This window comes from Streptomyces sp. NPDC007875 (assembly GCF_042868035.1).
In the GTDB taxonomy this organism is placed as follows: Bacteria; Actinomycetota; Actinomycetes; order Streptomycetales; family Streptomycetaceae; genus Streptomyces; species Streptomyces antimycoticus.
The window spans coordinates 24598-49953 of sequence record NZ_JBIADZ010000025.1 but is presented as its reverse complement, the minus strand read 5'-3'; the positions used below and the strand labels follow the sequence as shown (position 1 = coordinate 49953).

General features: G+C 72.2%; 21 protein-coding genes. 14 read left to right on the top strand and 7 right to left on the bottom strand.

Going from position 1 to position 25356, the window contains the following annotated elements; translation table 11 throughout:
- Nucleotides 1–37 precede the first annotated feature (37 nt).
- Complete coding sequence (locus tag ACFYOY_RS37175) at nucleotides 38–625, bottom strand: SRPBCC family protein (RefSeq protein WP_388592057.1); 588 nt, start codon at nucleotides 623–625, stop codon at nucleotides 38–40.
- A gap of 116 nt (nucleotides 626–741) precedes the next feature.
- On the opposite strand from ACFYOY_RS37175, the gene ACFYOY_RS37170 reads away from it, so the two are divergent.
- The 7 genes from ACFYOY_RS37170 to ACFYOY_RS37140 all read left to right on the top strand — a co-directional run bounded on the left by ACFYOY_RS37170 (nucleotide 742) and on the right by ACFYOY_RS37140 (nucleotide 6236).
- Nucleotides 742–1401 carry a TetR/AcrR family transcriptional regulator gene (locus tag ACFYOY_RS37170; protein ID WP_351906255.1) on the top strand — a complete coding sequence of 220 codons (660 nt, stop codon included), beginning with the start codon at nucleotides 742–744 and terminating at the stop codon, nucleotides 1399–1401.
- A gap of 410 nt (nucleotides 1402–1811) precedes the next feature.
- Entirely contained in the window at nucleotides 1812–2855 is a 1044-nt protein-coding gene (locus ACFYOY_RS37165) for a medium chain dehydrogenase/reductase family protein (protein WP_388592054.1), read from the top strand.
- Nucleotides 2856–3073: 218 nt separating this feature from the next.
- Nucleotides 3074–3685, top strand: coding sequence for an ABC transporter permease (locus ACFYOY_RS37160; protein WP_388592052.1), 612 nt, complete (start codon nucleotides 3074–3076; stop codon nucleotides 3683–3685).
- Between the two features lie 36 nt (nucleotides 3686–3721).
- Nucleotides 3722–4135, top strand: coding sequence for a Dabb family protein (locus ACFYOY_RS37155; protein WP_351903356.1), 414 nt, complete (start codon nucleotides 3722–3724; stop codon nucleotides 4133–4135).
- Between the two features lie 23 nt (nucleotides 4136–4158).
- The gene (locus tag ACFYOY_RS37150) at nucleotides 4159–4368 is read left to right on the top strand and encodes a DUF397 domain-containing protein (RefSeq protein ID WP_388592050.1); all 210 of its coding nucleotides are present in this window, start codon (nucleotides 4159–4161) and stop codon (nucleotides 4366–4368) included.
- A 117-nt stretch (nucleotides 4369–4485) separates the two neighbouring features.
- The gene (locus ACFYOY_RS37145) at nucleotides 4486–5028 is read left to right on the top strand and encodes a DUF4232 domain-containing protein (protein WP_351903353.1); all 543 of its coding nucleotides are present in this window, start codon (nucleotides 4486–4488) and stop codon (nucleotides 5026–5028) included.
- Between the two features lie 308 nt (nucleotides 5029–5336).
- Complete coding sequence (locus ACFYOY_RS37140) at nucleotides 5337–6236, top strand: hypothetical protein (protein ID WP_388592048.1); 900 nt, start codon at nucleotides 5337–5339, stop codon at nucleotides 6234–6236.
- A 12-nt stretch (nucleotides 6237–6248) separates the two neighbouring features.
- On the opposite strand, the gene ACFYOY_RS37135 is transcribed toward ACFYOY_RS37140, so the two are convergent.
- Complete coding sequence (locus ACFYOY_RS37135; protein WP_351903350.1) at nucleotides 6249–6773, bottom strand: MarR family transcriptional regulator; 525 nt, start codon at nucleotides 6771–6773, stop codon at nucleotides 6249–6251.
- 42 nt (nucleotides 6774–6815) lie between these two features.
- Here ACFYOY_RS37135 and ACFYOY_RS37130 point away from each other — a divergent pair, with 42 nt between their 5' ends.
- On the top strand, nucleotides 6816–7781 hold the full coding sequence (locus tag ACFYOY_RS37130) for a DMT family transporter (RefSeq protein WP_388592046.1): 966 nt from the start codon (nucleotides 6816–6818) through the stop codon (nucleotides 7779–7781).
- Here ACFYOY_RS37130 and ACFYOY_RS37125 read toward each other — a convergent pair whose 3' ends face one another.
- Nucleotides 7782–8102, bottom strand: coding sequence for a transcriptional regulator (locus ACFYOY_RS37125; protein WP_014061154.1), 321 nt, complete (start codon nucleotides 8100–8102; stop codon nucleotides 7782–7784). It lies immediately after the preceding gene.
- Nucleotides 8089–8613 (bottom strand): hypothetical protein, encoded by a 525-nt coding sequence (locus tag ACFYOY_RS37120; protein WP_351903343.1) that lies wholly within the window; start codon nucleotides 8611–8613, stop codon nucleotides 8089–8091. The genes ACFYOY_RS37125 and ACFYOY_RS37120 overlap by 14 nt, the downstream gene beginning before the upstream one ends.
- Nucleotides 8614–8920: 307 nt before the next feature.
- Between ACFYOY_RS37120 and ACFYOY_RS37115 the strand changes: the two genes are divergently transcribed.
- The 3 genes from ACFYOY_RS37115 to ACFYOY_RS37105 all read left to right on the top strand — a co-directional run bounded on the left by ACFYOY_RS37115 (nucleotide 8921) and on the right by ACFYOY_RS37105 (nucleotide 14327).
- On the top strand, nucleotides 8921–11365 hold the full coding sequence (locus tag ACFYOY_RS37115) for a CDP-glycerol glycerophosphotransferase family protein (protein WP_388592043.1): 2445 nt from the start codon (nucleotides 8921–8923) through the stop codon (nucleotides 11363–11365).
- Between the two features lie 86 nt (nucleotides 11366–11451).
- Complete coding sequence (locus tag ACFYOY_RS37110; RefSeq protein ID WP_388592041.1) at nucleotides 11452–13293, top strand: stealth family protein; 1842 nt, start codon at nucleotides 11452–11454, stop codon at nucleotides 13291–13293.
- Complete coding sequence (locus ACFYOY_RS37105) at nucleotides 13266–14327, top strand: FkbM family methyltransferase (RefSeq protein WP_351903334.1); 1062 nt, start codon at nucleotides 13266–13268, stop codon at nucleotides 14325–14327. The genes ACFYOY_RS37110 and ACFYOY_RS37105 overlap by 28 nt, the downstream gene beginning before the upstream one ends.
- Before the next feature lie 357 nt (nucleotides 14328–14684).
- Here ACFYOY_RS37105 and ACFYOY_RS37100 read toward each other — a convergent pair whose 3' ends face one another.
- Nucleotides 14685–16370 carry a hypothetical protein gene (locus ACFYOY_RS37100; protein WP_388592039.1) on the bottom strand — a complete coding sequence of 562 codons (1686 nt, stop codon included), beginning with the start codon at nucleotides 16368–16370 and terminating at the stop codon, nucleotides 14685–14687.
- On the opposite strand from ACFYOY_RS37100, the gene ACFYOY_RS37095 reads away from it, so the two are divergent.
- From ACFYOY_RS37095 to ACFYOY_RS37085, 3 genes are all read left to right on the top strand, one after another.
- Entirely contained in the window at nucleotides 16360–16488 is a 129-nt protein-coding gene (locus tag ACFYOY_RS37095; RefSeq protein WP_388592037.1) for a hypothetical protein, read from the top strand. The two genes, ACFYOY_RS37100 and ACFYOY_RS37095, sit on opposite strands and share 11 nt — an antisense overlap.
- Before the next feature lie 62 nt (nucleotides 16489–16550).
- Nucleotides 16551–18581 carry a hypothetical protein gene (locus ACFYOY_RS37090; protein WP_388592035.1) on the top strand — a complete coding sequence of 677 codons (2031 nt, stop codon included), beginning with the start codon at nucleotides 16551–16553 and terminating at the stop codon, nucleotides 18579–18581.
- Nucleotides 18582–18795: 214 nt separating this feature from the next.
- Nucleotides 18796–20799: a glycosyltransferase gene (locus ACFYOY_RS37085; RefSeq protein ID WP_388592033.1), complete on the top strand. Its 2004-nt coding sequence runs from the start codon at nucleotides 18796–18798 to the stop codon at nucleotides 20797–20799.
- A 16-nt stretch (nucleotides 20800–20815) separates the two neighbouring features.
- Here ACFYOY_RS37085 and ACFYOY_RS37080 read toward each other — a convergent pair whose 3' ends face one another.
- Together ACFYOY_RS37080 and ACFYOY_RS37075 are read right to left on the bottom strand one after the other, a co-directional pair.
- The gene (locus ACFYOY_RS37080; RefSeq protein WP_351903319.1) at nucleotides 20816–22825 is read right to left on the bottom strand and encodes a glycosyltransferase family 2 protein; all 2010 of its coding nucleotides are present in this window, start codon (nucleotides 22823–22825) and stop codon (nucleotides 20816–20818) included.
- 50 nt (nucleotides 22826–22875) lie between these two features.
- Nucleotides 22876–25137, bottom strand: coding sequence for a CDP-glycerol glycerophosphotransferase family protein (locus ACFYOY_RS37075; RefSeq protein ID WP_388592031.1), 2262 nt, complete (start codon nucleotides 25135–25137; stop codon nucleotides 22876–22878).
- Between the last annotated feature and the right edge of the window lie 219 nt (nucleotides 25138–25356).

The following is a 25356-nucleotide window of genomic DNA, read 5'->3' as shown; positions in this document are numbered from 1 at the left end:
GCCCCCTCCAAGGGGACGCCGGGCCGCCCCTTTGTGGTCAGTGACAGCCGGACCGCGTCTCGGCGGTGTCCTTCAGTCGTTGCATCCAGTCCTTGAGGCCCGCGTCGAGGCTGCTCTGACTGCCGGGGATGTCGGCTTCGACGGGAGGGCCTGCCCAAGACTCCTCCGTGGTGGCGAGCACGCCGCCCTTGACCGGCTTGAAGGTGAACAGGTGGACACCGGTGATGCCATTCACGGGCGCGCCCCATGCGGTGCACCGCAGCGGCTTGACCGTTTTGACCGTCGACTTGACCTTCATGTTCTGCGGTGACCATTCGAAGGACGAACCCGGGCGCAGCGGCCCCGGTGTCGTCTTCCGCGCCGGGGTGATCTCCGGTATCCAGCTCGCCCAGCTGTCGATGTCCGTGTGCAGACGCCAGACCGCCGTCAGAGGCGCCTTGATGAGAACACTGGCCCTGCTGATCACGGGGGCGTCCTTGTCGACGGTCACCCCCTGGCAGTCCTGGTAGGTCCGGGCACTCGGCCGCGCCTCGTCCGCCGCCGCCACTGGCTGCACGGCCAGAGTCACCGTCGTGCCGAGTGCGGCGACAGCGACACCCTTCAGGAGCTTGCGTCGTGCGTTCATCAAGGTCTTCCTCTTCTCGATCGCTTACGCGCATGCTTACAACCGTAAGGCTACGACTGTAAGTCGAGCACGACAAGAGGTTCACGCCAATAAACTTCGGGGTGTAAGGTTACGGAGTGGAGAAGACCAGCGCGGCAGGCCCGGCCGCACCAAAACGGGCGCGCGCACGCAACCGTCGCGGCGAGGGCAGTCGCCTGCGCGAGGACATCGTCTCCGCCGCCGCGGCACTGCTCGACGAGACCGGCGACGAACACGCCATCACCCTGCGGTCGGTCGCCCGCAAGGTGGGCATCGCCGCCCCGTCGATCTACCCGCACTTCCCCGACCAGCCGGCCATCATGCTGGCCGTCGTACAGCGGGAATTCGCCGAACTGGAAACCCTCCTGCGCTCCGTCGTACAGGAGGCCGGCGATGACCCACGAGAACAGCTGTATGCGGTCTGCCGGTCCTACCTCGCCTTCGCGAAGAGCCACCCCGAGCGCTATCGCACGATGTTCGGCGGCCTCTGGATGCCAACCCTGGGCGACAACTCCCTGACCGAGGAGGACCTCGTCACCCTCGGCTCGACGGCCATACAGGTGCTCGTCGACGTACTCACGGACTGCGCCGCCGCGGGCCAGTGCGCCATCAGCGACCCGGCGCTCGACGCGATCACCCTGTGGCTCAGCCTGCACGGCCTCGCGCACCAGCGTGCTGTCATCCGCGCCTTCCCCTGGTCCGAGGAGCGCATCGCCGACTCCATCATCACCAGGATCACCTGCCTCAAAGACGCCTGATCGCCGCCCCGGGGAACACCCGATCACCGCCCCGGGCAACGCCTGGCCACCGCCCCACGGCAACGCCTGATCGCCCCCTCGGCCACGTCTGGCCACCACCCCCGGACAACGCCTGATCGCCACCTCCGGGCTACCCACACACCCACCCAGGGACGACGGACGCGCCGTCGGCGACAGTGACCCCCGCCCACCCCGCACGGCACCCGGAGGCCGAGGGCGGTGAGCCCGGCGACCCCCTCTTCGAGGGCCTTCACCCCTTCTTGAGACCGGTCCACATCGAGGCCCGCGCCGGTCTTCTTCGATTCGTAACCTTACAGCGCGAAGTTTACAGCCGCATCCTCTTGTCGCACTCGACTTACATGCGTAGCCTTACTTGCGTAAGCACACAGTCGAAGCCTCGAGGAGCCCCCATGAGCACGCCGGTCGTCACCCGCGCCACCGAGATCGTCCTGCCCGGCGCGGTCGAGCCGAGCGGCCTGGAGGTCCGGACCCGTGACCTTCCCGCTCCGGACACGGGCCGGGTCCTCCTGCGGATGGACGCGACCGGAGTCTGCTTCGCCGAGCAGCAGATGCGCCGCGGCAAGTACTACGACCAGCCGCCGTTCCCCTTCGTGCCCGGGTACGACGTGGTGGGCACCGTTACCGCGACGGGGCCCGGCGTGGACGCGGGGATGACCGGACGCCGGTTCGCCGCGGTCACCAAGGTCGGCGCATGGGCCAGTCATCTGCTCATCGACGCCGCGGAGCTGATGCCGGTGCCGGACGGCATGGACGCGGCCACCGCGGAGACCGTGGTCGTCAACGGGATCACCGCCTGGCAGATGCTGCACCGGACGGCCAAGGTGCGCGCCGGCGGAACCGTCGTGGTGCTGGGCGCCAACGGCGGTGTCGGCTCCATCCTCGTGCAGTTGGCCCGGCACGCCGGGATCACGGTGATCGGCACGGCCTCGGCACGGCACCACGCGAGCGTGCGCGAACTGGGGGCGATCCCGGTCGACTACCGCGACCCGGCCATGTACGACCAGATCCGGGAGATCGCGCCGGACGGCGTCGACGCGGTCTTCGACCACGTCGGCGGCCCCGGAGTGGCGCAGTCATGGCGACTGCTGCGCCGGGGCGGAACCCTGGTCTCGTACGGCACCGCGGCGACGAAGAACGAAGAGGGCAGCTCGCAACTGCCGGTGCTGAAGCTGTTCGGGCAGCTCGCGGCATGGAACTCGCTGCCCAACGCCAGGAGCGCGCACTTCTACAACTTCTGGGCGGGCCGGCGCTGCCGGACGGAATGGCGGCGCCGACTGACCGAGGACCTCACCGAGGTGCTGCGCCTGGTGGCCGATGGCGTCCTCACCCCGCAGATCGCCGCCGAGATCCCGCTGTCCGACGCCGCCTCGGCGCTGGCGCTCGCCGAGTCCCGCACCGTTATCGGCAAGGTCGTCCTCGTCCCGGGGGCCTGACCGGCGCGTTCTGCACCCGCACGCCTCTGACCACGGCGGCCGACGCGCTGATGCCGCGCGGCATCTCGCGGCCCACCGCCACGCACCACCCACTCAGCCCGGTACGGGCAGCTTCCCGGACCACGTACGACGTATACGTGCCGACTCTCGGCCACCTCTGCCGGTCCGTCCATCGCGTCAGTTCCCCCCACCCCCACCACCACCCCGGAGGTTCCGTCATGCCCCTCGCCACCGCTGTCCCCCAGGTCACCGCCCCCAGCACCGCCGCCGCAATGCGCTCACCGGGCGAGGTCGACAACCGCCCGGCCTACATCGGCTTCGGACTCGCCTACGTGTTCGGGCACGGCTCCGCCGCACTCTCCAAGGGCACCAGCCCGCTGCTCGATCTGCCCGCCTGGCTGCCCATGGCACTCCTCGGCGCCGGACTCGCGGCCGGCACCGTCCAAGCCACCCGCGCCGCCCTGCGCGCCCAGCGCGGCGCCGCGGGACCGGACCTCCTGTCCGGCAAACTGCTCGGCGCCTCCTGGCTCATCGGCTTCGCCGCCCTGTTCCTCGCCATCACCGGCCTGTCGTCCGCCGTCGAGATGCCCGACCTGCAGTCCATGCTCTGGCCCACCGGATCCGGCCTCATTGTCGGCTTGCTCTACGTCAGCGAAGGCGCCGCACGCCGCAACGTCCTGCACTACGGCCTCGGCGTCTGGCTCGCGCTGACCTCCACCGCCGCGCTCTTCCTCGGCACCCCCGGCCTCTACTGGGTCCTCGCCATCGCCGGTGGCGGCGCCTACGCCGTCGCCACCGTCCTCGAACGCCGCCGCCTCGGCGTCCGCTGACCGCCCGCCTTCACCCACCACGGCAAGGAGAACCCGATGATCTACCACGGCATCCGCATGAAGCTCAGGAAAGGCGTCACCTCCCAGCAGATCGACGAGGCGCTGGACTGCCTCAAGGACCAGGGCCGGGCCATCCCCGCGGTGAAATCGTTCATCTTCGGCCGCGAATACAACAGCGACTTCGACTGGAGCGCGGTGTTCGCCCTGGAAGATCTGGATGCGTACTGGGAGTACCTCATCCACCCGGCGCACGTGACATCGGAACGGGTCGGCTTCCCTCTGATCGAAAGGTTCGAAAGCTTCGACATCTCCGACACCCCCCACCCCGAACTGGGCGCCAAGATCGCAGAGCTGCAGAAGCGGCACTACGAAGCCGACCCGGGACTCGCCGAGCTGCTGTCCGGCCTCGACTCCCACACCGGCAGCAGCGCCCTTGCGCACAAGAGTTGACCCGCGGCAGTTTGACAACCACCGTGGAGCGAGTGTCCCGTCCCGATCTGAACGGCGCCGCGTGGCGCAAGAGCAGCTACAGCAATCAGGCGGGTGGCGACTGCGTGGAGGTGGCCGACGGCATACCCGGCGTCGTCCCCGTCCGTGACAGCAAGCGGCCTGACGGCCCCGCGCTGGTCTTCCCGGCAGGTTCCTGGGCCGCCTTCATTGATGAGCTGAAGTTGGGAGCATGACTGTCGGAAATTGGCTCTCCGGCGCACGGAACCTCCCCCGGACGTCGCACATCTTCAGGTGCGCAGGCGCGCACTGACTTCGCGCGCCGATTGGCATCCGAGGGGACCCAAAACTTCATGAAGAGCAAGCTGACCGCCGTGGCCCTTGCGGCCCTCGTCGTCGCGGGCACTGCCGCTACAGCCATCCCGGCCTCGGCCGCCACCGCCAAGGCCGCGCCGACCCGCTGCCACACCGCCGACCTGAAGGCCGGCTTCGCCATGGGGGAGGACGCGAAGCCGGAGATGGATCAGACCGAGAGGCAAACCCAGGCGTACATCTGGTTCACCAACCAGAGCAACCGCACCTGCACCCTGTCCGGCTTCGCCGGTGTCGACATGATCGGCGCTCAGAACACCGACGGCACCTGGTCACTGGCGCGCTCCTCCAAGGCGCCCGAAAAGATGATCCTGGAGCCGGGAGACACGACGGACTTCAGCATCAACCTGCTCCCGGTGGCCGATTCCACGCCGCAGAAGGAGAAGTTCGTTCCGGCGAAGTTCCTGGTCACCCCGCCGAACGAGACGGCGCACTTCACCCTGAAGTGGCCCTTCGGCGGCCAGATCCTCAAGCAGGACGGCGCCACCCACCCGGCCACCTATCTCAACCCGGTCGGGCTGTAACCAAGCCGGACAGCCTCTCGCCGCCGTCCCTGAGTCGGCGAGGGGGCCGGTCGGCGTGGTCGTTCCGGACCCGCCGGACCCTCGTACGCGAGGGTCCGGCGGGCCACGAACTCCCCCGCAGAACCGGGATAAAGAACTACCCGCCCACCCACCCTTCCTCCTGGTCACCCGTACGAGTGACCAGCTTGCGGGCGAAGTACACCGGTCGTTACGTTCACCGCAACACAACCGTAAACAGACAACGGCCCCCGGCCGGGACGGCAATCCCGATCGAGGGCCTGACCGATCAGGAAGCAGGACCTTCCCGAATGGCTGAGCCGCAGTCTAACGCGCACCCGCGCGCCGACGCCGGAGCTCCGACCTCCGGCGTGATCCACGTCCGTACCCAGCTCACCGCCGACTTCACCGTGATCGCCAACGCCCTCGCGCAGCGGCGCGGAAGCGCGGTCACGATCGGCGTCGCGGCGTACATCTCGTCACTCCCCGACGGCACACCCGTGAGCATCGCCGCACTGTGCGAGCACTTCACCGAGGGCGAGATCCTGATCTCACGGGCGTTGCGGGAGTTGGAGTCCGCCGGCTACCTGGAGCGACGGCGGGAACGCGGCCCCGGGGGCGTCATCCGCACCCGGACCTACTTCTACAACGTCCCAAGGGGCGGTGGCTCACCCACCCCACCGCGTCCCCGAAGGCCCCGACCGAACGGGGCGCAGAAGGCACCCGCCGCGCAGACAACACCGCACGCACCCGGGCCAGAAGCCGCTGCCGAGACCAGCCCCACCCCGCCCCCGCCCTCACTCACCGACGCCGACGAACAGGCCGTCGCCATCCTCACCTCGCTGCGCATCGCCGACCCCCGGCTCATCCTGTCCCGCCGGGACGTGGCCGAACTCGCACCCGCCGTCAGCCAATGGCTGGCCGCAGGGGTGGGACCCGCGCAGATCACCCGTGCGCTCACCGCACGACTCCCCGACCGCCTGCTGACCCGCCCGGCCCGCATCCTCGCCTTCCGTCTCAGCGAACCTCCGCTCCCCGTACCCGCCCCGATCGCCCCGCCCAGCCCACCGCCCGTCCTCCCCTGGCGCACCTGCGACGGCTGCGACCGCGCCTTCCGCTCCGCGAACGACGGCCGCTGCCGCGACTGCCGAGCGGCACACGAAGAACCCACGGCCGCCGCCTCCGGGGAGGATCTGCGGACGGCCTGCTGAGCGGCGGGTGGGTCAGTCGCTGTCGGACGTGTGGAGGTGCTCCATGGAGGAGAGCCACGTCGTCAGGAGCGTTTCCAGCGCCGAAGCGTCGGTGGGCGTCAGGAGATCCAGCAGGCGGCGTTCGTTGCGCATGTGGTCGGCGAAGGCTCGGTCGATCAGCTCCAGTCCGGGGCCGGTCAGGGCGACGATCCGGCCCCGTTGGTCGCCGGTGGAGCGGCGGCGGGTGACAAGGCCGGCGCGCTCCAGGCGATCGATTCTCTTCGTCATCGCACCGGTGGTGACCATGGTGTGCACGGCGAGTTCGCCGGGTGCGCGTTCGTACGGCTCGCCTGCGCGGCGGATGGCGCACAGCACATCGAACTCACCCTCGCTCAAGCCGTAGCGGCTGTAGACGAGGCGGAGTTCTTCGCCGAGCCGGTCGGCCAGGCGATGCAGTCGGCCGATCACTCCTTGCGGGGTGACATCGAGCTCGGGTCGCTCGCGGCGCCACTCTGCCTGGATACGGGCCACATGGTCCATCGGTCGTCGATCCTCCATCCTCAAGACAATATAGCTTCCTGGGAAGCTATATTGTCTTCCATGGAAGCTAGTGTGCGCTGGGTGGCGCTGACCGCGGTCGCGCCGGTGGCCTGGGGGGCCAACTACTTCGTCACCCGTGAGTTCCTCCCGGCGGACCACCCGCTGTACGGGGCCGCCCTGCGGGCGCTGCCCGCGGGGCTCGCGCTGCTGGCCGTGCGGCGGCGACGGCCTCGTGGCGTGTGGTGGTGGCGGTCCGCCGTGCTGGGGCTGCTCAATGTGAGCGTGTTCTTCGTCCTGGTCTATGCCGCCTCGCAGCTGCTGCCGACGAGCGTCGCCTCGACGGTCATGGCGGTGTCCCCGCTGACGATGATGTTCATCGCATGGCCCCTGGTGGCCGAGCGGCCCCGGGCCGCGCCCCTGTCCGGTGCCGTGATCGGGCTCGCCGGTGTATGTCTCATGTTGCTCATGGGGGCAGGGGCGAGCGTGCCGGGGATCCTTGCCTCGGCGACCGCCGTACTGGTGTCATCCTTCGGCCACGTCCTGACCAAGCGGTGGAGCGGCAACGCCGATCTGCTCGCCTCGACCGCCTGGCAGCTCACCGCAGGAGGGCTGTTCCTGCTTCCGGTGGCCGCGGCCGTGGAGGGCACTCCGCCCGCGCTCTCGCCATCCGTATGCATCGCGTTCTGCTACGTCGCCCTGGTGGCCACCGCCCTGGCCTTCACCGCCTGGTTCACCGGACTGCGCCATCTGCCCGCGGGCACCGTGGGCCTGATCGGACTCCTCAACCCCGTGACGGGCGTGCTGCTCGGCACGGCGCTCGCCGGAGAGGCGCTGACCATGCAGCAAATATGCGGGCTGGCCATGGTCCTGGCGGGCGTCGCCCTGGGGCGCCCCACGCGCGCCGTCCGACGCGTCGGCGGCCGGGCAGCCAACGACGGGAACGTCAGCTCCCCCGGCCCGGACCAGACGCCCGCCTTGGCGGCGCACGCATGCGATCCATCCGCGGAACGGCCCCGCCAATGCTGATCAGGCGTCGGGGCGCTCCGCGGCCGCCCGCTGCGACTCCTCCACGACGCGGTGCAGCGCCGCCACATGTCTTTCGAGTGCGGCCCGTCCGGTCGGGGTGAGGGCGAGCCAGGTGCGGGGGCGCTTGCCCACGTAGCCCTTCTTCACCTCGACATAGCCCCGGGCCTCGAGCGTGCTGACCTGCTTGGAGAGCGCGGAGGGCGACATGCCCACCGTCTCGCGCACCCATCCGAACTCGGCCCACTCCACACTCACCAGCAGCGACACGATCGACAGCCGCGTCGGGTCGAGCAGGGCGGTGTCGAAGTCAGCGGGATCCATGGGCGAGACCGTTCATGCCGTCGTTACCGTCGCCGCGCATCGCCAGGGAGTTCAGCCCCCGCTGCAGACTGCGGCCGAAGACGATGAGGGTGGCGCCGAGCACCGCACCCGCCACCGTCCCCGCGTACGGGAACAGGTGGTCCGGCAGGAAGCGTGCCCCGACGAAGCCGAGCAGCACGACGGCGACGATCGTCAGCTGGGCCAGCCGCGCGAAACGCGGGGAGATTTCGCTCCTGCGCACGCGGGTGGGCCGGCCCAGGAGGGCGCCGCCGCGGGGGGTTCGCAGCATCACCGCGTACGCCACGATCAGTGCGGTGACCGCCAGGGAGATCCCGGAGCGCACGTCGTCACCGAAGAAGTCGGGTGCCGCCAGCTCGGCGAAGAGCGCGACGCCGAACACGACGCTGACCCAGCGGGATTCCTGCTCCGAGGCGCGGCCCTGGGCTCGGAGTCGCTCGATGTCGCGCAGTGCGCGAGCGGCCTCGGCGGGCGGGGTCACACGGTCGGACATGGGGTACCTCCAGGAGCTTGCGCATGCTTCAACCGAACCAGTTTCCTGATTGGAAACTAGTTCTTCACAGTGGAATAGTCAACCGCAGGACAGCCGTTTCCTGAGGGCAGGGACCTGAGCGCAGCGGGCGACGGGAAAGCCCCGTCCGGGGAGGCCCCCAGGCCGAGCGCAACCACGGAAGCCGCCGGGCATTGGGCCGAACGGGGGGCTTTTGCGGGGCGGTCCGCCACGTCGCCGCCCCATCTGACAGACGTTCAGATGATGGTGTGAGAAATCATCATTGCCGCGTCGACCGATGGGATGCCCCGTGCCCCGGTTCAGCGTCATCGTGCCCGCATACGAGGTCCAGCCGTATCTGAACGACTGTCTGCGGTCCGTGCTGGAACAGGACTTCACGGACCTCGAGCTGATCGCGGTCGACGACCACTCCCCGGACGCCTGCGGCGCGATCATCGACGAGGCAGCGGCGCGCGACCCCCGCGTGCGGCCCGTCCACCTGCCGGAGAACGCGGGGCTCGGCCGGGCCCGGAACGCCGGGATCCGCCGGGCCACCGGCGACTATCTGCTCTTCCTCGACGGCGATGACACCCTCGCCCCCTGCTCGCTGCGCGCCATCGCCGACCGGCTGGCGCGGACCGGCGAGCCGCAGGTGCTGGTCTTCGACTACGCGCGCGTGGACTGGACGGGCGAGGCCGTGCGGAACGTCCGGGCCGAGCTGCTCCGGCAGGGGGATCCCGAAGATCCCGAGGACCCTCACACCCGTCAGGTCTTCCGGCTCGACCAGCGGCCCGAGCTGCTGCGGCTGCTGATGGTCGCCTGGAACAAGGCGTACCGCCGGGACTTCGTCCGTAAGGAGGGCTTCGCCTTTCCGCCCGGCTTCTACGAGGACACCCCCTGGACCTTCCCCGTGCTGCTCACCGCCGAGTCCATCGCCGTCCTGGACCGGGTGTGCGTCCACTACCGGCAGCGGCGGCGCGGCGGGATCCTGCGCACCACCAGCCGTCGCCACCTCGATGTGTTCGAGCAGTACGACCGGGTGTTCCGGTTTCTCGACGCCCGGCCCGGACTGGCCCACTGGCGCCCGGCGCTGTTCCAGCGGATGGTCGACCACTTCGGTGTGATCGCCGCCGCGCCGGGGCGGCTGCCGGTGCGGGCCCGGGCCGAGTTCTTCCGCCGGGCGGGCGCGCACCACCGCCGCTACCGGCCGCTCGGCGCGGCCACCCCGTCCGGCCGCGCCCGGTGGCGGGGTCTGCTGCTGCGGCTGGGCGCCCGCCGGGCGTACCAGCTGCTGCGCGGCGCCGACCGGCTGCGCCGCCGCACCGCCGGCTGCGGCCGTACGGCGTATGCGAGGGCGCGCGCGGCGGCGCTGTGGCTGCACTACCGGCTGCAGCGGTGCCGGCCCGTCGATCCCGGGCTCGCCGTCTTCGCCGCGTACTGGCACCGGGGCTACGCCTGCCATCCGGCGGCCATCGAGGCGAAGGTCCGTGAGCTGGCGCCGGGGGTGCGCACCGCCTGGATCACCACCCCCGAGTACGCGCACACCCTGCCGCCCGGGGTGCGGCGGCTGCACCCCGGCTCGGCCGCGTACTGGACGGCGCTGGCCCGCGCCCGCTTCCTCGTCAACAACGTCAACTTCACCCAGGGGATGCGCAAACGGCCCGGTCAGATCCATCTCCAGACCCACCACGGCACCCCGCTCAAGCACATGGGCCTGGATCTGCGGGACCGCCCGGCCGCCGCCCGCGGCATGGACTTCGGCCGGCTGCTGGAGCGGGTGGACCGCTGGGACTACAGCCTCTCCGCCAACCGCCACACCACCCTGGTCTGGGAGCGGGTCTACCCCTCCGGCTACACCACGCTCCCGTACGGCGCCCCGCGCAACGACGTCTTCCAGCACACCACCGAGGACGAGGTGGCCCGGCTGCGCGCCCGGCTGGGCATCCCCGCCGGTACCGTCGCCGTGCTGTACGCGCCGACCCACCGCGACTACCAGCGCCGCTATGTGCCACGGCTGGATCTGGAGCGGGTGGCCCGCGCGCTGGGCCCCGGGTTCACCCTGCTGGTCAGGACGCACTACTTCCATGCCCCGGCCACGGGCGCGGTGAGCCCCAGCGGGCGGGGGCTCGACGTCCCGGGGAACGGCCGGGTGCTCGACGTCTCCGGGCACGGCCGGGTGGAGGAGCTGTGTCTGGCGGCCGACGCGCTGATCACCGACTACTCGTCCCTCATGTTCGACTACGCCAACCTCGACCGCCCCATCGTCATCCACGCCGACGACTGGGACGCCTATCGCGCCGCCCGCGGCGCCTACTTCGACATCACCGCCGCCCCGCCCGGCCCGGTTTCCCGCACCGAGGACGAGCTGATCGCCCTCTTCGCCGGAGGCGCCTGGTGCGGTCCGCGCTCGGCCGCGCTGCGCGCCGCGTTCCGGGCCCGCTTCTGCCCGTACGACGACGGGCGGGCGGCCGAACGCGTGGTGCGCCGGGTGTTCCTCGGCGAGCGCCACGCACTGCTGCCGCCCGTCGTCCCGCTCGCCGAGCGCCGCCCGGCCCCCGCCGCCGTCCGCACCCTTCCGAACGGTCCCGCCGGTGCTGCCGGTCCCGCCGGTCCCGACCGGCCCGCCGAGCCCCGGACGGCGCGGCGGGCCGGGGTGGTGTGCGCCGCACCGACCGGCCCACCGACCGCCTCACCGGTCGCCACCCCCGCCACCGCGCCCGCCACCTCACTCCCCCACCGGAGCCGCCCCCACTAGCCCCCGCCAACTCCACCGGCCCCCGCGCCCCATCCACCGCGAGGACCCCGCGCCCGCCGTCCCGACGCCCCGACCCAGGACGCACGATGCCCCTCACCGCACCGCCCGCCGCCCCCCGCCCCTGGCTCGCCGACCCGCCGCCGCTGGTGCGCGGATACCGGCGTACGGTCCCGCTGCCACTGCGCCGCGCGGTCGTCGCCGTGACCGGCCCCGGGCTGCGCCGGGCGGCCATGCGGGGCCTCGGCGGGCTGTCGGCCGCCTCCGGCGCGCTGCGGCTGCGCCGGGCGCGGCGGCGGATGCGCCGGGCCGGGCTGCTGGCGGGGGGCAACCGGATGGTGATCGCGAGCCGGCGGGGCGCCCTCGTGGCGACCCTGGCCCCCTCCCCCACCCCGCTGTTCGCGCGCGGAGAGAATCTGCGGCTGGTGTGCGAGGCCCTGGACGGGGCGCGGATCGACCACTTCGTGGTCCGCTGCTACAGCAACGTCGGCTCGGCCGTGGGCGTCCGGGCCGATCAGCGCGCGGAGGTGGTCAAGGCGCTGTCCGCGCTGTGCGCCGAGGAGGCCGGGTATGTCTCCCTGCCCCCGCGGCGGGGCCGGGCGACGGCCCCGCCCCGGCTCGGCGGTACGCGACGGGCCTGGCGGCGGCTGGCCGCCGCCCCCGTGGTCCGCTTCACCCGCTTCCACGCCGGGCCGGATGGACGGCTGGTCCTCGGCCCGGCGCACGGCTGCGACATCGAGTTCTGGGAGCCCGGCGGGCAGGGTGAGGAGGGGGTGCTGATCGCGCCGCGCTTCAACCGCACCACCGCCTCGGTGCCGCTGGTGGGCGAGCCGGTCCGCGCCCCCGACCAGCTGTTCACCCGGCTCGCCCCGGCCATCGGCTGGCAGCCGGGGCCGCTGGTGCGCACCCGCCCGGAGTTCCTCACCCGGCTGCCGGACGAGGTCCGCTTCCCCATCGATGTCGTCTACACCTGGGTCGACGGTTCGGATCCGCAGTGGCAGCGGCGGCGGGCGGCCCTCGCGGGTGCGGGCTATCACGCCCAGGCCGCCAACGCCGCGCGCTACGCCAACCGCGACGAGCTGCGCTACTCCCTGCGCTCGCTCTACATGTACGCCCCCTGGGTGCGCCACATCTATCTGGTGACCGACCGTCAGGTGCCCGCCTGGCTCGCGGTCTCCCACCCGGGGATCACCGTCATTGACCACCACGACATCTTCGACGACGACAGTGTGCTGCCCACCTTCAACTCCCACGCCATCGAGACCCGGCTGCACCACATCGACGGGCTCGCCGAGCACTTCCTCTACTTCAACGACGACGTCTTCCTCGGCTCGCCGGTCACCCCGCAGGACTTCTTCCTGGCCAACGGCGTCTCCAAGTTCTTCCCGTCCCGCGCGCTGATCCCGCTGACCCCCGTGGGTCCCGGCGACGTCCCCGTATCGGCGGCGGGCAAGAACAACCGGGCCCTGCTGGAGGAACGGTTCGGCCCGGCCGTCACCCAGAAGATGAAGCACACCCCGCACGCCCTGCGCACCAGCGTCCTGGCCGAGATCGAGAAGGAGTTCCCCGACGCGGTCCGCGCGACCATGGCCAGCCGGGTGCGGTCGACGTCGGACATCTCCGTACCGTCCTCGCTCCACCACTACTACGCCTTCCTGACCGGACGCGCGGTCCCCGCCCAGCTGCGCTACGACTACTTCGACCTGGCCCAGCCCACCATCCGCGCCCGGCTGGCCAAACTGCTGCGGGCGCGCCACTGCCAGGCGTTCTGCCTCAACGACACGGTCTCCTCCGAACACGACCTCGAGGACCAGCTGGCTCTGGTCCGCCCCTTCCTCGACGCCTACTTCCCCCTCCCCAGCCCGCTGGAGCGGGCCGTCACCCGACAGGAGACGCGGCAGCCATGCCCCTCGCCATCACCCTTCCCTTGAACCCGGACGTCCTCGAGGCGGGCGGGCCGTATCCGCGGGCGCTCAATGTACTCAGCCGCAAACAGACCGCCGTGCAGCGGCAGTTGCGGCGCGCCGGGCTCGCGGGCTACGAGCCGACCACCCAGGCCACCTTGCTGGCCCTGGCTCAGCAGGCGCCCGAGGGCAGCGCGGTGTACGACATCGGCGCGCACATCGGGCTGTACTCGGCGCTGATCAGCGCGGTGTACGGGAACGGCGGGCGCGGGCCGCGGGCCATCGCCTTCGAGCCGACCCCGGAGACGGCCGCGCTGTGCCGCCGGATCCGGGACTGCAACCGCCTCGGCTTCGAGGTGCAGCAGACCGCGCTGGCCGCCGAACCGGGCACCGCCGAGCTGTACTTCTCCCACAAGTCGGAGTCCTCCAACTCGCTCAACCCGGCCCACCGCCGGCACACCGAGTCGGTCACGGTGCCCGTCACGACGGTCGACGCGTTCACCGGGGAACGCGGCATCACCCCGCATCTGATCAAGATCGACGTGGAGACGCTCGAGGCGGCCGTGTTGCGCGGGTCGTACGAGACGATCCGCCGCCACCGTCCCTGGATCGTCTGCGAACTCCTCCCCGGCGCCGACCACAACGCGCTGCGCACCGCCCTCGTGCCACTGACCGCCATGGACTACGCCCTCCACCCGATCACCCCGGAGTCGCCCTGGCACCGCTACGACGAGACGACCTACCGGTCCGCGGTGAGCGGGCAGTGCCGTGACTGGCTGCTGGCCCCGCGGCCGCTGACCCCCGCCTTCCACCGGGCGGTGCGGCGGTGGCTGATCGCGATTCTGGCGTGCGACGAGACGACCAACATCATCAGCACCGACAAGGCGTCGTTCCCCTACGGCTGGAACGCGCCGTACCGCTCGCCGCGGGGTGCGACGCGGGTGCCCCGGACGGGGCTGCTGCGGTTGGCGGGTGCGGCCGCGCTTGCCCGGCGTGCCGTGGTCCCGGCGCGGCGCGCGCCTGGTGCCCAGGCGACGGGCAGTGGTTCGTTGCGGGGGTGAGGGGGTGGGGGGGTGGGGTGGAGGTGGGGCTCGCGGTGGGGGTTCGCTGGTCGCGGGCGGGCCCTGGCTTTCCCCCCACCCCGCCCCTTCCCGAACCAGGGGGCTCCGCCCCGAACCCCGGGGCGATCCGCTGTGCGGGCCATCAGCGGGGCCCCCGGGAGCGGTTCACCACGCAGGTGACCGGCAGGGCCTTCGGGGAACGGTTCACCCCGCGGGTAACCAGCGAGGCCCGCAACAGCGGCTCGCCGGGCGGGTGACCGCCGTAGCCTCGGGACTTTGCTTTCGGGCAGCGGAACTCCGGAGGTCCTCGCTCAGCGGTGACACCCCCGGGCCCTCGGGACCCTCTGGGCGCTCCGTTCAGCGGGCGGGCCCCGCCCGCACATAGTGCTCCAGCCGGATGCCGGGGAGGCACAGCGAGTACGCCAGTTGGAAGCGCCCGGTCAGCACGGTCGCCTTCGCCCGGCGTGTCTCCGGCTCATCGGCCGCGATCACCCATGCCGACCGCGCCCCGCCGAGCCGCCGCAGCAGCTCGGAGGGGCCGACGTCGACCCCGTAGAGCGTGCCGGAGGCGGGGCCGGGCGTGCCCAGCGCGATGTCGCGCAGCCCGGCAAGGGGGCGCGGATAGGCGATCGCGATCCGCCGTTCCTTGGGCGGGTCGTACAGCACCGGCTCACCCGGCCGGGTGAGCCTGCCCACCGCTTCGGCCAGCGCCGCCAGGTCGTCCTGACGGCTCAACGGCTCCCGCTCCCGCTGGTGCAGCGGGAGCTGCCAGACGAAGCCGCAGCCGACCGCAAGAACCCCGGCCGCCGCCACCACGGCCCGACGCCAGCCCACCACGGCGCGAGGCCGATTGGTCAGCACCCCCGCCAGCCGGTCCACCCCCGCCGCCGCCAGTAGGGGGATGCCCGCGAGGGCGAAGAGGAGATAGCGCTCGTGGAAGCAGGGGCGGTGGAGGGCGAGGGCGAAGAGGAGGACGGGCGGGACGCAGAAGAGGGGCAAGGCCACCGCGGTCAGCGAACGCCATCGGGGGCGGACCACAGAGACCGCGATCAGCAGGAGGTCGAGGGCCAGGACGAGTGCGCTGGGCCCCGCGAACTCCTCGACCACCGCCCACAGCCGACCCGGCGTCGGATGGCGGATCCAGGCGATCTGCGCGCTCTGCCGCCGGGCCAGCGCCGCCAGTGGCACCACCGCGCCCACCGCCCCGGCCGCCGCGCTCCCCCAGCCCCACCACACGCGGCGCGGGGCGCGCGAGACGAGCAGCGTCAGGGCGTGCGCGGCGAGCATGAGCACCGCGAAAACGTGCAGCAGCGCGGTCACGGCCACGACACCTCCGTACGCCGCCCACCGCCACCCCGCTCCCGACGCCGCCCGCTCCGGGCCCGGTGCCGAGGCGGCCCGCGCGACGCGAGGCACGCCGCCGCGGACCAGTACGGCCGAACGGATGCGTGCGCCCGACGCCGCCCGGTCCGCCTCCCCGGCCGCTCGGTCCGGCCCTGCCGCTCCGGCAGGCCCAGCCGCTCGGGACACCGCCCCGAACCCGGGCGTGGGCGCCTGCCCCGGCGCAGGCCGGTCCGCCGGGGCGCCCCCCGAAGTGGCCCCCCGGGCGCCCACCCGACCGGCCCCCGGGCCGAGCCCCGCCGCGCCCACCAGCAGATACGTCGCCCACGCCGCGCCCGCCGCGACCAGTGCGTAGGAGCGGCCCTCCTGGGCGTAGTGGGTGACCACAGGCGTGGCCGCGTAGAGCAGGCCGGCCCACAGGCCCACCCGGGGGCGGGCTAGGCGACAGCCGAGGGCGGCGACGAGGGCGGTGGTGGCCACGGCGGCCAGGACCGAGGGCAGACGCATGGTCACCTCGGAGGGGTGCAGCGCCAGCAGTGGGTGCATCAGGAGGTAGTAGAGGCCGTGGACGGCGTCCACGGTGCCGAGTGCGTCGCGGATCTGAGGGAGGGTCCGCCGTGCCATCTGGTACGTCGCGGACTCATCACGCCACATCGTGCCCCGGTCCAGGCCCCACAGGCCCAGCCCGAGCATGACGGCCATCGGGAACATGATCGCCGTCGGCACGGAGATTCCAGCACGCTTCCGCACCCTTACCCTCGCCCTCGCCCTCGCCCTCGCCTTCACCCTCATCCACTCCACACGACAACAAAAGGCATAAATACGACTATTCGCCTACAGTGTGCAGTCAGGACGACACATCCGCCGCGAAGGGCACGCGTCATGAACCGCCTCGGTATCGAAAACCCCCGCGGTCTCGTGGCCTTCGCCGCGCTGACCGGGTGTCTGGTGACCCTGGCGGTGGCGGCGCTCACCGGGGCGGGAGGGGTCTTCGCCGCGGCGGGGCTGGCCGGCTGCGGCTGTGAGCTGCTGCTGCACCGCACCGAACCGGGGCTGATGGCCCGTCTGGCGCGGCTGCACATGGGTGCCACGTCCCGCTTCGAGATCCGCTGCGTCCTGCTGCTTCTGCTGCTCGGCCGACTCCATGTCACCGGCCCCATCGGGCTGGCCGCGGCCATGACGCTGGTGCTGTGTCTGCTGGCCGGGCAGGCCCTGCACGCCGCGCTCATCACGCTGATCCGGCGGCGCCGCGCCCTCGCGGTCGCGGCCCGCAACATCGATCTGCGGCGGCTGGACATCAGCGACCGGCCGCCCCGCCGACTCACCGAATGGCCCGGTCAGCGGATGCTGGTCTACGAGCTGTCGGCCCTGCTCGGGCTGACCGCGTCGCTGATGACCGGCGACGCCCGCTGGGTGGTGGCGGCGCTCACCCTGGCCGCCGGATCCTGCCTGATCACGGTGGTGGCCCTCGTTCCGTACCTCGTCCGGGCCATCCGCCGACTGCCCGGCGCCGCCCAGGTGCTGGCCGAGGTCGACGCCTGGCTGATCCATCGGCGCCCCCGTACGGTGCTGTACTTCTCCGGTCCGCGCGACCGCGCCGACCAGCTCACCCGATGGCTGGGGCCGGTGGCCGCGCTGCCCACCCCGTCCCTGGTCATCGTGCGCGAACGGGAGCTGCTGGAGGCCCTGGAGCCGACCCCGCTGCCGGTGCTGTGCGTGCCGAGCGCCGCGCATCTGTCGCGGCTGGACCTGGGCGGTGTGCGGGTCGCGCTCTACCCCGCCAACACCGGCCGGAACATCCACCTCCTGCGGATCCCCACCATGCAGCACGTCTTCCTGGCTCCCGGGGGCGACGGCGACGAGGCCGCCGCGATCGATCCGTACAGCAAGGTCTACGACCAGGTGTGGGTCGCGGGCGAGGCGGGGCGCCGGCGCCATGTCCAGGCCGCGGTCGGCGTCGAGGACGCCGACATCGTGGAGATCGGCCGCCCCCAGCTCGACGGACTGCGCGTCGCCGGAACCGGCCACACCCCCGCACCCCTGCCCACCGTGCTGTACGCGCCCACCGGGGACGGCGCCGCGGGTGAGCCGATCGTACGGGCGCTGCTGGACAGCGAACGCCCCCTGCGGGTGCTCTACCGGCCGCATCCCCCCACCGGCCACCGCACCCCCGAGGCCCGCGCCGCCCACCGCCGTATCGTCGCCCTGATCCACGCCGCGAACGAGCGGCGCACCGCGGACGCCCTCGGCGAGGCGCCCGAGGACGCCGAGGCGCAGCGCACCGAGGACGCCCGCCGTCGCGCCGAGCTGACCAAGCGCATCGCGGCGCTGGACGCGCGGCTGCGCCGGGCGGACGCTGACGAGGCCATGCTCACGCGGGACCGCGCCGCACCCGATCCGGCCCTGCTCACCGAGGCCGAGGGCCTGCGGCGGCAGTGGCACCAGGCCCACTGGGCGGCCTCACCGCCCTGGCTCCACCAGGTGATCGAGGGGGACATGCCCACCCTCCACTCCTGCTTCGACCAGGCCGATCTGCTGGTCGGCGATCTCTCCGACGTGGTCGGCGACTTCCTCGCCACCCTCAAGCCGTACGCGCTCACCGTTCCGGCGGGGCTCGGCGAGGAGGAATTCCGGCGGCAGAACGTCGTGGCCAGGGCGGCCTATCTGCTCGATCCCGGGGCATCCGGCATGCAGGACCTCCTGCGCCCGCTCTTCGACCCGTGCCTCGACGAGCTGCGCACCGCCCGCCACGAGGTGAAGGAGTTTCTGCTCGGCCCCACCACCCCACCGTCCATCCAGCGCTTCACCGACGCCGTCGACGCGCTCGCCGAGAAGAGCGAGACGGTCGTCCGGCTGCGTGACCCCCACACGGCCCCGCCCCCCGGCGCCGGACGCTGGTCCGTCATCCGATAGCACGACATCCCACAGGTACGTCATCCGATAGCACGACACCCCACAGGTACCTCACCCCACACGTACGTCACCCCACAGGTACGTCACCCGGTAGCAGCACATCCCACACTCGGACCTCACCCCAGGCCCTCACCATGAGCTTCCACCCCAGGCCCCGTCCCCAGGAGCCCCCTCCCACACCTCCTGAGCCCCCCGCATACCCTCCGGAGCCAGCATGCCGCGCAATCACCGCCCCGGCCCGCCTCCCCGTGTCAGCGTGATCGTCCCCGCCCGTGACGCCATGCCCGGGATCACCCGGGCCGTCACCTCCGCCATGGAGCAGACCCTCGGGCTCAGCCGACTCGACATCATCGCCGTCGACGACGGATCGGCCGACGGCACCGCGGAGGAGCTGGACCGACTCGCCGCCGGCTGCCCCTCGCTCCATGTCGTCCGCAACCCCCACTCCTGCCGCGGCGGCGCCGGCGGCCCCCGCAACACCGGACTGGCCCGCGCCCGCGGCGACTTCGTCTTCTTCCTGGACGCCGACGCCCGCCTGGCCCCCGACGCGCTGCGCCGCATGGTCGCGATGGCGGACCAGAACGGCACCGACGTGGTCCTGGGCAAGATGGTCTCCCCGGACGGACGCGGCGTCCCCAAGGCGGTCTTCCGCCACAACCAGCTGCGCACCGACGCCCACAGCTCCCACGCCTACGCCACTCTGGAGCCCTGCAAGCTCTTCCGCCGCTCCCTGATCGAACGGCTCCGGCTGCGCTTCCCCGCCCACCTCCACCACGGCGAGGGCAAGCCCTTCACCGCGGCCGCCTATCTCAACGCCTCCGGCATCTCCGTCGTCGCCGACTACGTCTGCTACCACCTGGGCCCGGGCCGGGGCCATACCGCCGCCGGTCTCGCCGACCGCGTCGACGCCATGCGGCCGCTGTTCGAGACCGCCGCCCGGCACACCCGGCCCGGCACCCGCCGCGACACGGTCATGCTCCACCACATCCGGCGGGAGCTGTGCCCGGCGCTGCGCGCGCTGCCGCGCGAGGACGAGACCGAGGCTCGCGAGCGGTTCCTGCCCGAGCTGCGCCGATGGGCGCTGGCCCACTGCTCCGACACGCTCTTCCCCACCCTCACCGCCCCCGAGCGGCTGATGGTCCATCTGCTGCGCACCGGCCGCTTCGAGGATCTGCTGTCCGTCGTGCGCAACGCCAAAAGGGACGCCCGGTGCGGCCATCTGGTCGAGAAGGGCAGCGTCTACTGGCTCCACCCCTTCTTCCGCGACCCCGACGCCGAGGTCCCCGACGCCTGCTTCGACGTCACCGACCGGCTGCCGGTCCGCCACCACCTCGCGGGCGCCGCCTGGCACGACCGCAGCACCCTGCGGGTGCGCGGCCGGGCGGCCATCAACGGGCTGGAGACCGACCCCGAGGAGGACCGCGCCGAGCTGGTGCTGCGCCGCCGCGAGGCACGGGACGAGGTGCGGATCCCGGCGGTGGCCACGGCGGAGGACGACCCGGCGGAGTTCACGGCCGATGTGAACATCGCCGCCGCCGACGGCGGGGCACCGCTGCGTCCCGGTGTCTGGGACGTCTTCCTCGACGTCCGCGCCCAGGGCATCAGCCGCACCGTGCGGTTCGGCAACCGCCATGACGACACCCTCGACATCGGCACCGCGCGCCGGGTGGTGGCCGCCGGGCCCGGGCTGCGCGCCCGGGTCACGCCGTACTTCACCAGCCCGTACCGCAATCTCTCCCTCGACATCGGCCCGGCCCCACGCGGCGCGCCCTGCGAGGTGACCGAGGCCGTATGGCATCCGTCGGACAAGGGCACGCTGGTCGTCGCCGGACGGCTGCTGCCGCCCGGCACCCCGGCGCGCGGGCGGCTGCTGCGGCTGCGCGCCGAGCACGCCGACGGAAGGGTTTTCGACCATCCGGTGCGGTTCGCCGCGGGGCATCCGGCGGGTGCCTTCACCGCCCGGCTGCCGGTGCGGGACCTGGGCCGCGGCCGCTGGACGGTGACGCTTGCCGTCATCGGCCCCGGCGACCAGGCCCCGGGGCGCCCCGCGCCCGCCGCGCCGGTGCCGCCGCCCGCCCGGCTGCCCGGCGCCCGCTGGGTGCGCCGCGGCCGTCCGTACTACGCCAAGCCGCTGATGGGGCGCGGCGAGGTGACGTTGGAGCTGCGGGTGGCGCCGGTCCGGCTGCTCGCCGCCGTACGCAACCGGCTGCGGTGGTGACCGCGTTGGCGGTGGCTCACCCCCGCAGCCGCCGCCGCACCCCCGTGGCGACCTTGATCGGAGCCACCTCCAGGCCGAGAGCCCGGGCCGGGCCCAGAGCCACCGGCTTGGCGTAGTACGGACGGCAGCCGAAGCGGAGCCAGCGGGTCGCGGCCAGCCGGTCGAAGTACGGCACGGCCGCGGCACGGCGCGGCGCGTCCTCGCCGGGGCCGTCCATGATCAGCGTCAGCGTCCAGCGCCCCGTCCCCAGCCTGCCGACCGGCAGCCGGGCGGTGAAGACGGACGAGGAGCCGCCGGGCTCACAGCACACCGGCAGCTCGTGCACCGTGCCCGTCCCGCCCTCGGCGCGCAGCAGCAGCGTCCCGCCGTCCCGGACGGCCTCCTCGGTCAGCCGTCCGCCGACCAGCAGGGTGCTCCGGGTGCGCCAGAGGGTCCGGAGCACCTGGCAGGGCGGGTCGAGGGGATGGGCGACCTCGCCGACATCGAGCGAGAGATTGCCGTACGGGGTGTAGTACGGCACCACCACCTCCGCCCCCTGGGACGTGGTGACGCGGCGCCGGGACGGATGGGTGACCTCACCGCCCTCGCGGCGGTTGCCGAACCGCACCGTACGGCTGACGCCCTGGGCGCGGACGTCGAGGTAGATGTTCCACAGCCCGCGTTCCAGCGGGGCCCCGCCGTCGGCGGTGGCCGGGTCGATCTCGGCGGTGAAGCCCGCCATCCCGTACCGCCGCCCCTCCCCGGGCAGCGGGTTGGCGGAGAGGCACGGCGTGGTGGGCAGCCGCACCTCGGGGCGGTCGGCCCGGTACTTGCGCAGCACGATCTCGGTGGCCGGGTCCAGGGCGTCGACGTCCTCGATATAGGCGTGGCCGGCCAGCCGCAGCGCCCCGCCGTGCCAGCTCGCCGCCTCCAGGTGGTGCTGGACCGGCAGCCGGTCGGTCACGTCGAAGCAGACGTCGGGGACGGCGGCGGCATGGTCCCGGAAGAACGGATGGAGCCAGTAGACCCGGCCCTTGTCGACGAGATGGCCGCGCCGCCCGTCCCGCCCCGCGTTCCGGGCCACGGTCAGCACCTCCTCGAAGCGGTCGGCGCGCAGCAGCTGGATCAGCAGCCGGTCAGGGGCGTCGAGCCGCTGGAAGAGTGCGTCGCTCACCCACGTCCTCGCCCAGTGCCGGAACTCCGGGAAGAACCGCTCCCGCGCCTCCTGTTCGCTCTCGCGGGGCAGCAGGGCGCGCAGCGGACCGCACAGCTCCCACTCCACATGGCGGCGCATGATCTGGTCCCGGCGCGGGCCCGGTTCCAGATAGCGGGCCACGGTCTCGAAGCACAGCCGGGTGCCGTCCATGCGATGGGCGAGATCGGCGGCGGTGAGGGTGAGGTTGTTGCGGTTCTCGCGGTAGCGGACGTAGTAGCAGTCGTAGTCGGCGACCACCGAGATGCCGGAGGCGTTGAGGTAGGCGGCCGCGGTGAACGGCTTGTCCTCGCAGTTGCGGTAGGGCGGGAAGCGCAGGTGCAGCCGCTCGATGAGGGAGCGGCGGAACAGCTTCCACGGGCCCAGGGTCAGATAGGCGTGGGAGGAGAAGACGTCGGTACGGGGCTGGTTGTGCTGGAAGACGGCCCGGGGCACGGCCCGTCCCCCGACGGATGCGATCTTGCCCAGCACGATGTCGGTGCCGTGGGCGTCGGCCATGGCGACCATGCGGCGCAGCGCGTCCGGCCCCAGATAGTCATCGGAGTCGAGGAAGAAGACGAAGTCGCCCCGGGCGTGGTCCAGTCCGGTGTTGCGGGGTATGCCCGCGCAGCCGGAGTTCTCCTGGTGGATGACGCGCAGCGCGGAGCAGGTGCGGGCGAGCCGCTCCAGCTCCTCGCCGGTGCCGTCGGTCGAACCGTCGTCCACCGCGATGATCTCGACCCGGTCCGGGCCCAGGGTCTGGTCCATCGCGGAGGTGACGGCGCGGGTCAGCTCCGGCAGGGCGTTGTAGGCGGGGATGATCACACTGACACGAGGTCGGGATACAGCGGGCATGACGGCCTCCTGACTCCGGGCTCTCGACGGGTCGGGGTCGGGGGTCGGGGTCACTCGGCGGTGAGGACGCCGCCGCGCGGCCCCGCCGGGGTGCTGTCGCCACCGGCCGACAGGAGCCGCGTCCGCGGCGCGGGCGCGAGAGGGAGCGCCGTGTCGTCCTGGCCCAGCATCAGGGTCCGTACCACCCGTTCGGCGGCGTGGCCGTCGTCGAACCGGCAGAAGCGGGCCCGGAAGGCGGTGCGCAGCGCGCTCGCGTCCGCGTCGCACCAGCGGCCCTCGCGGAAGACCTCGACCAGCTCCCGCTCGGTGCGGGCGACGGCCCCCGGGGTCTCGCCGGGAGATCCCGAGAGGAGGTCGAAGTAGACCCCGCGGGAGGACCGGTAGATGTCCCAGTCGTCGGCGTAGATGACGATGGGGCGGTCCAGGAGGGCGTAGTCGAACATCATCGACGAGTAGTCGGTGATCAGCGCGTCGGCCGCCAGGCACAGTTGCTCCGCCGACGGGTGGTGGGAGACGTCGATCACCAGCCCGGCCTCCTGGAGCCGGGCCAGCTGGTCCTGCGGCCGGTAGGAGTAGTGGGCCCGCACCAGCAGCGTGGTCCGCGGGCCGAGTTCGCGGCTGAGCCGCTCCAGGTCCAGCCGGGGGGTGAACCCCTTCTGGTAGTCGCGGAGAGTGGGCGCGTAGAGGAGGGCGGTGTTCCCGGCCGGGATGCCCAACTCCCCGCGGATCCGCCGGATGTCCTCCTCCGACGCCGTGAAGAAGACGTCATTGCGCGGATATCCGTATTCCAGCAGCCGGTACGCGGCGGGATAGACCCGCTCCCAGATCTGGCTGGAGTGGGGATTGGAGGAGAGGGCGACGTCCCAGCGGTCGATGCGCTTGAGCAGATTGCCGAAACTCATGCCGCCCGCGGCGGCCGGATAGTGCTGCTGGTCCAGCCCCATGCATTTGAGCGGAGTGCCGTGGAAGGTCTGCAGATGCACCGTGCCCGGCCGTTTCACCACCTCATTGGGGAAGTTGACGTTGTTGATGAGGTATTTCGCGCGGGCCACCGTGCGGTAGAAGTCGCGGGTACCGGTGACGACGTAGTCGACACCTTCCGGGAGGGACTCGATCTCCGACTTCTTGACCGCCCACACCCCGTGGATCTCCGGTGCCAGCTCCCGCGCCTTGTAGTAGATCGCCCCCGGATTGCACAGCACCCCACGGCCCCAGTACGCGGAGTAGACGGCCAGCAGGGGGTCCACGGGGCGCTGGCGGTGCAGCCGGTACAGGCCCCGCTTGGCGCGTGCGGCCAGGGGCGGCCGGACGGTCCGGCGCAGCTTGCGGGCCCCGGCGGCCGCCCGTACTCCCAGTTCGCGTTCCCGGTAGCGGAGGAAGGAGCCGGACGCCAGCGCCTCGAAGCGCCACCGGCCCTCGACCGGCGGGGTGAACCCGGCGGGCAGCCGGTCGCGGTACCACGCGGCGGCCCGTCCGAAGAAGCGCGGCCGGTCCGCCGTCGCCACCCGGGACGTCCGGTCCAGACAGAACAGGAAATGCGAGACGGCCCGTTCGAAGAGCAGCGGGCGCAAAGGGTCCAGCCGCGGGTGGTCGTCGAGGAAGTCGAAGAGCCGGGCGTACTGCTGGAAGATGACGAAGTGCTTCTCCCCGGGGCTTCCCGTACTGGCCCCGACCCGCCGCTGCCGGTATTCCAGGCCCACCAGGTCGACACACGCTATTCGCCGCGCGGTGAGCATCGTCTTGTACGAGAGCAGGGCGTCCTCGTAGATGCCCTCGCTGAACGCGAAGCCATGACGGGTGTAGAAATCCCGTCGGTAGACGCGGTTGGACGACATGGCGAACAGCCGCAGGAATTCCGGGCGTTCGACGACGGAGAAGACATCGGTGCCCGCCGATGCCAGCAGATCCCCGAAGAGGCTGGGGGCCCGGCGCTCCGACCAGTAGGTGCGCACATGGTTGAAGTAGAGGATGTCCGGGTCATGGGTGAGGGCCAGCCGGTCGGCGAGGCCCTGGAGGGTGCCTGGGGCGAGGGTGTCGTCCCCGTCCAGGAAGAGCAGATAGTCCCCGCGGGCCCGCTCGACACCGGCGTTACGGGCCCGGCCCGGCCCGGAGTTGACCCGCTGGTGCACGGGCACGACCCGGCTGTCGCGCGCCGCGTACGCGTCGATGATCGCGCCGCAGTGGTCCGGCGAGCAGTCGTCGACGGCGACCACCTCCACGTCCTGACACGACTGGCTCAGCGCGGAATCCAGGCAGGCGCTCAGATAGCCCTGGACGCGATAGGCGGCGATGACGATGGTGAAGCGGGGCATAAGGCTCCTCGGGACGCGACGGCGGTTCGAGGTGCGAAGCACTCACTGACCACCCACGCTAGGTGGGTTCGTCCCGGTATGCCCGCTCGGTCGTTGGACGGGCGCCCAAGCGGGTGACAAACGCCCCCGGCGGACATGAAGTCCGCCTGCGGCGTCGGAGCCCGCCACATCCTCCTCCCGCGGCCTTCCCTCCGCATTGGCGCGGCGCCGCGCTTCACG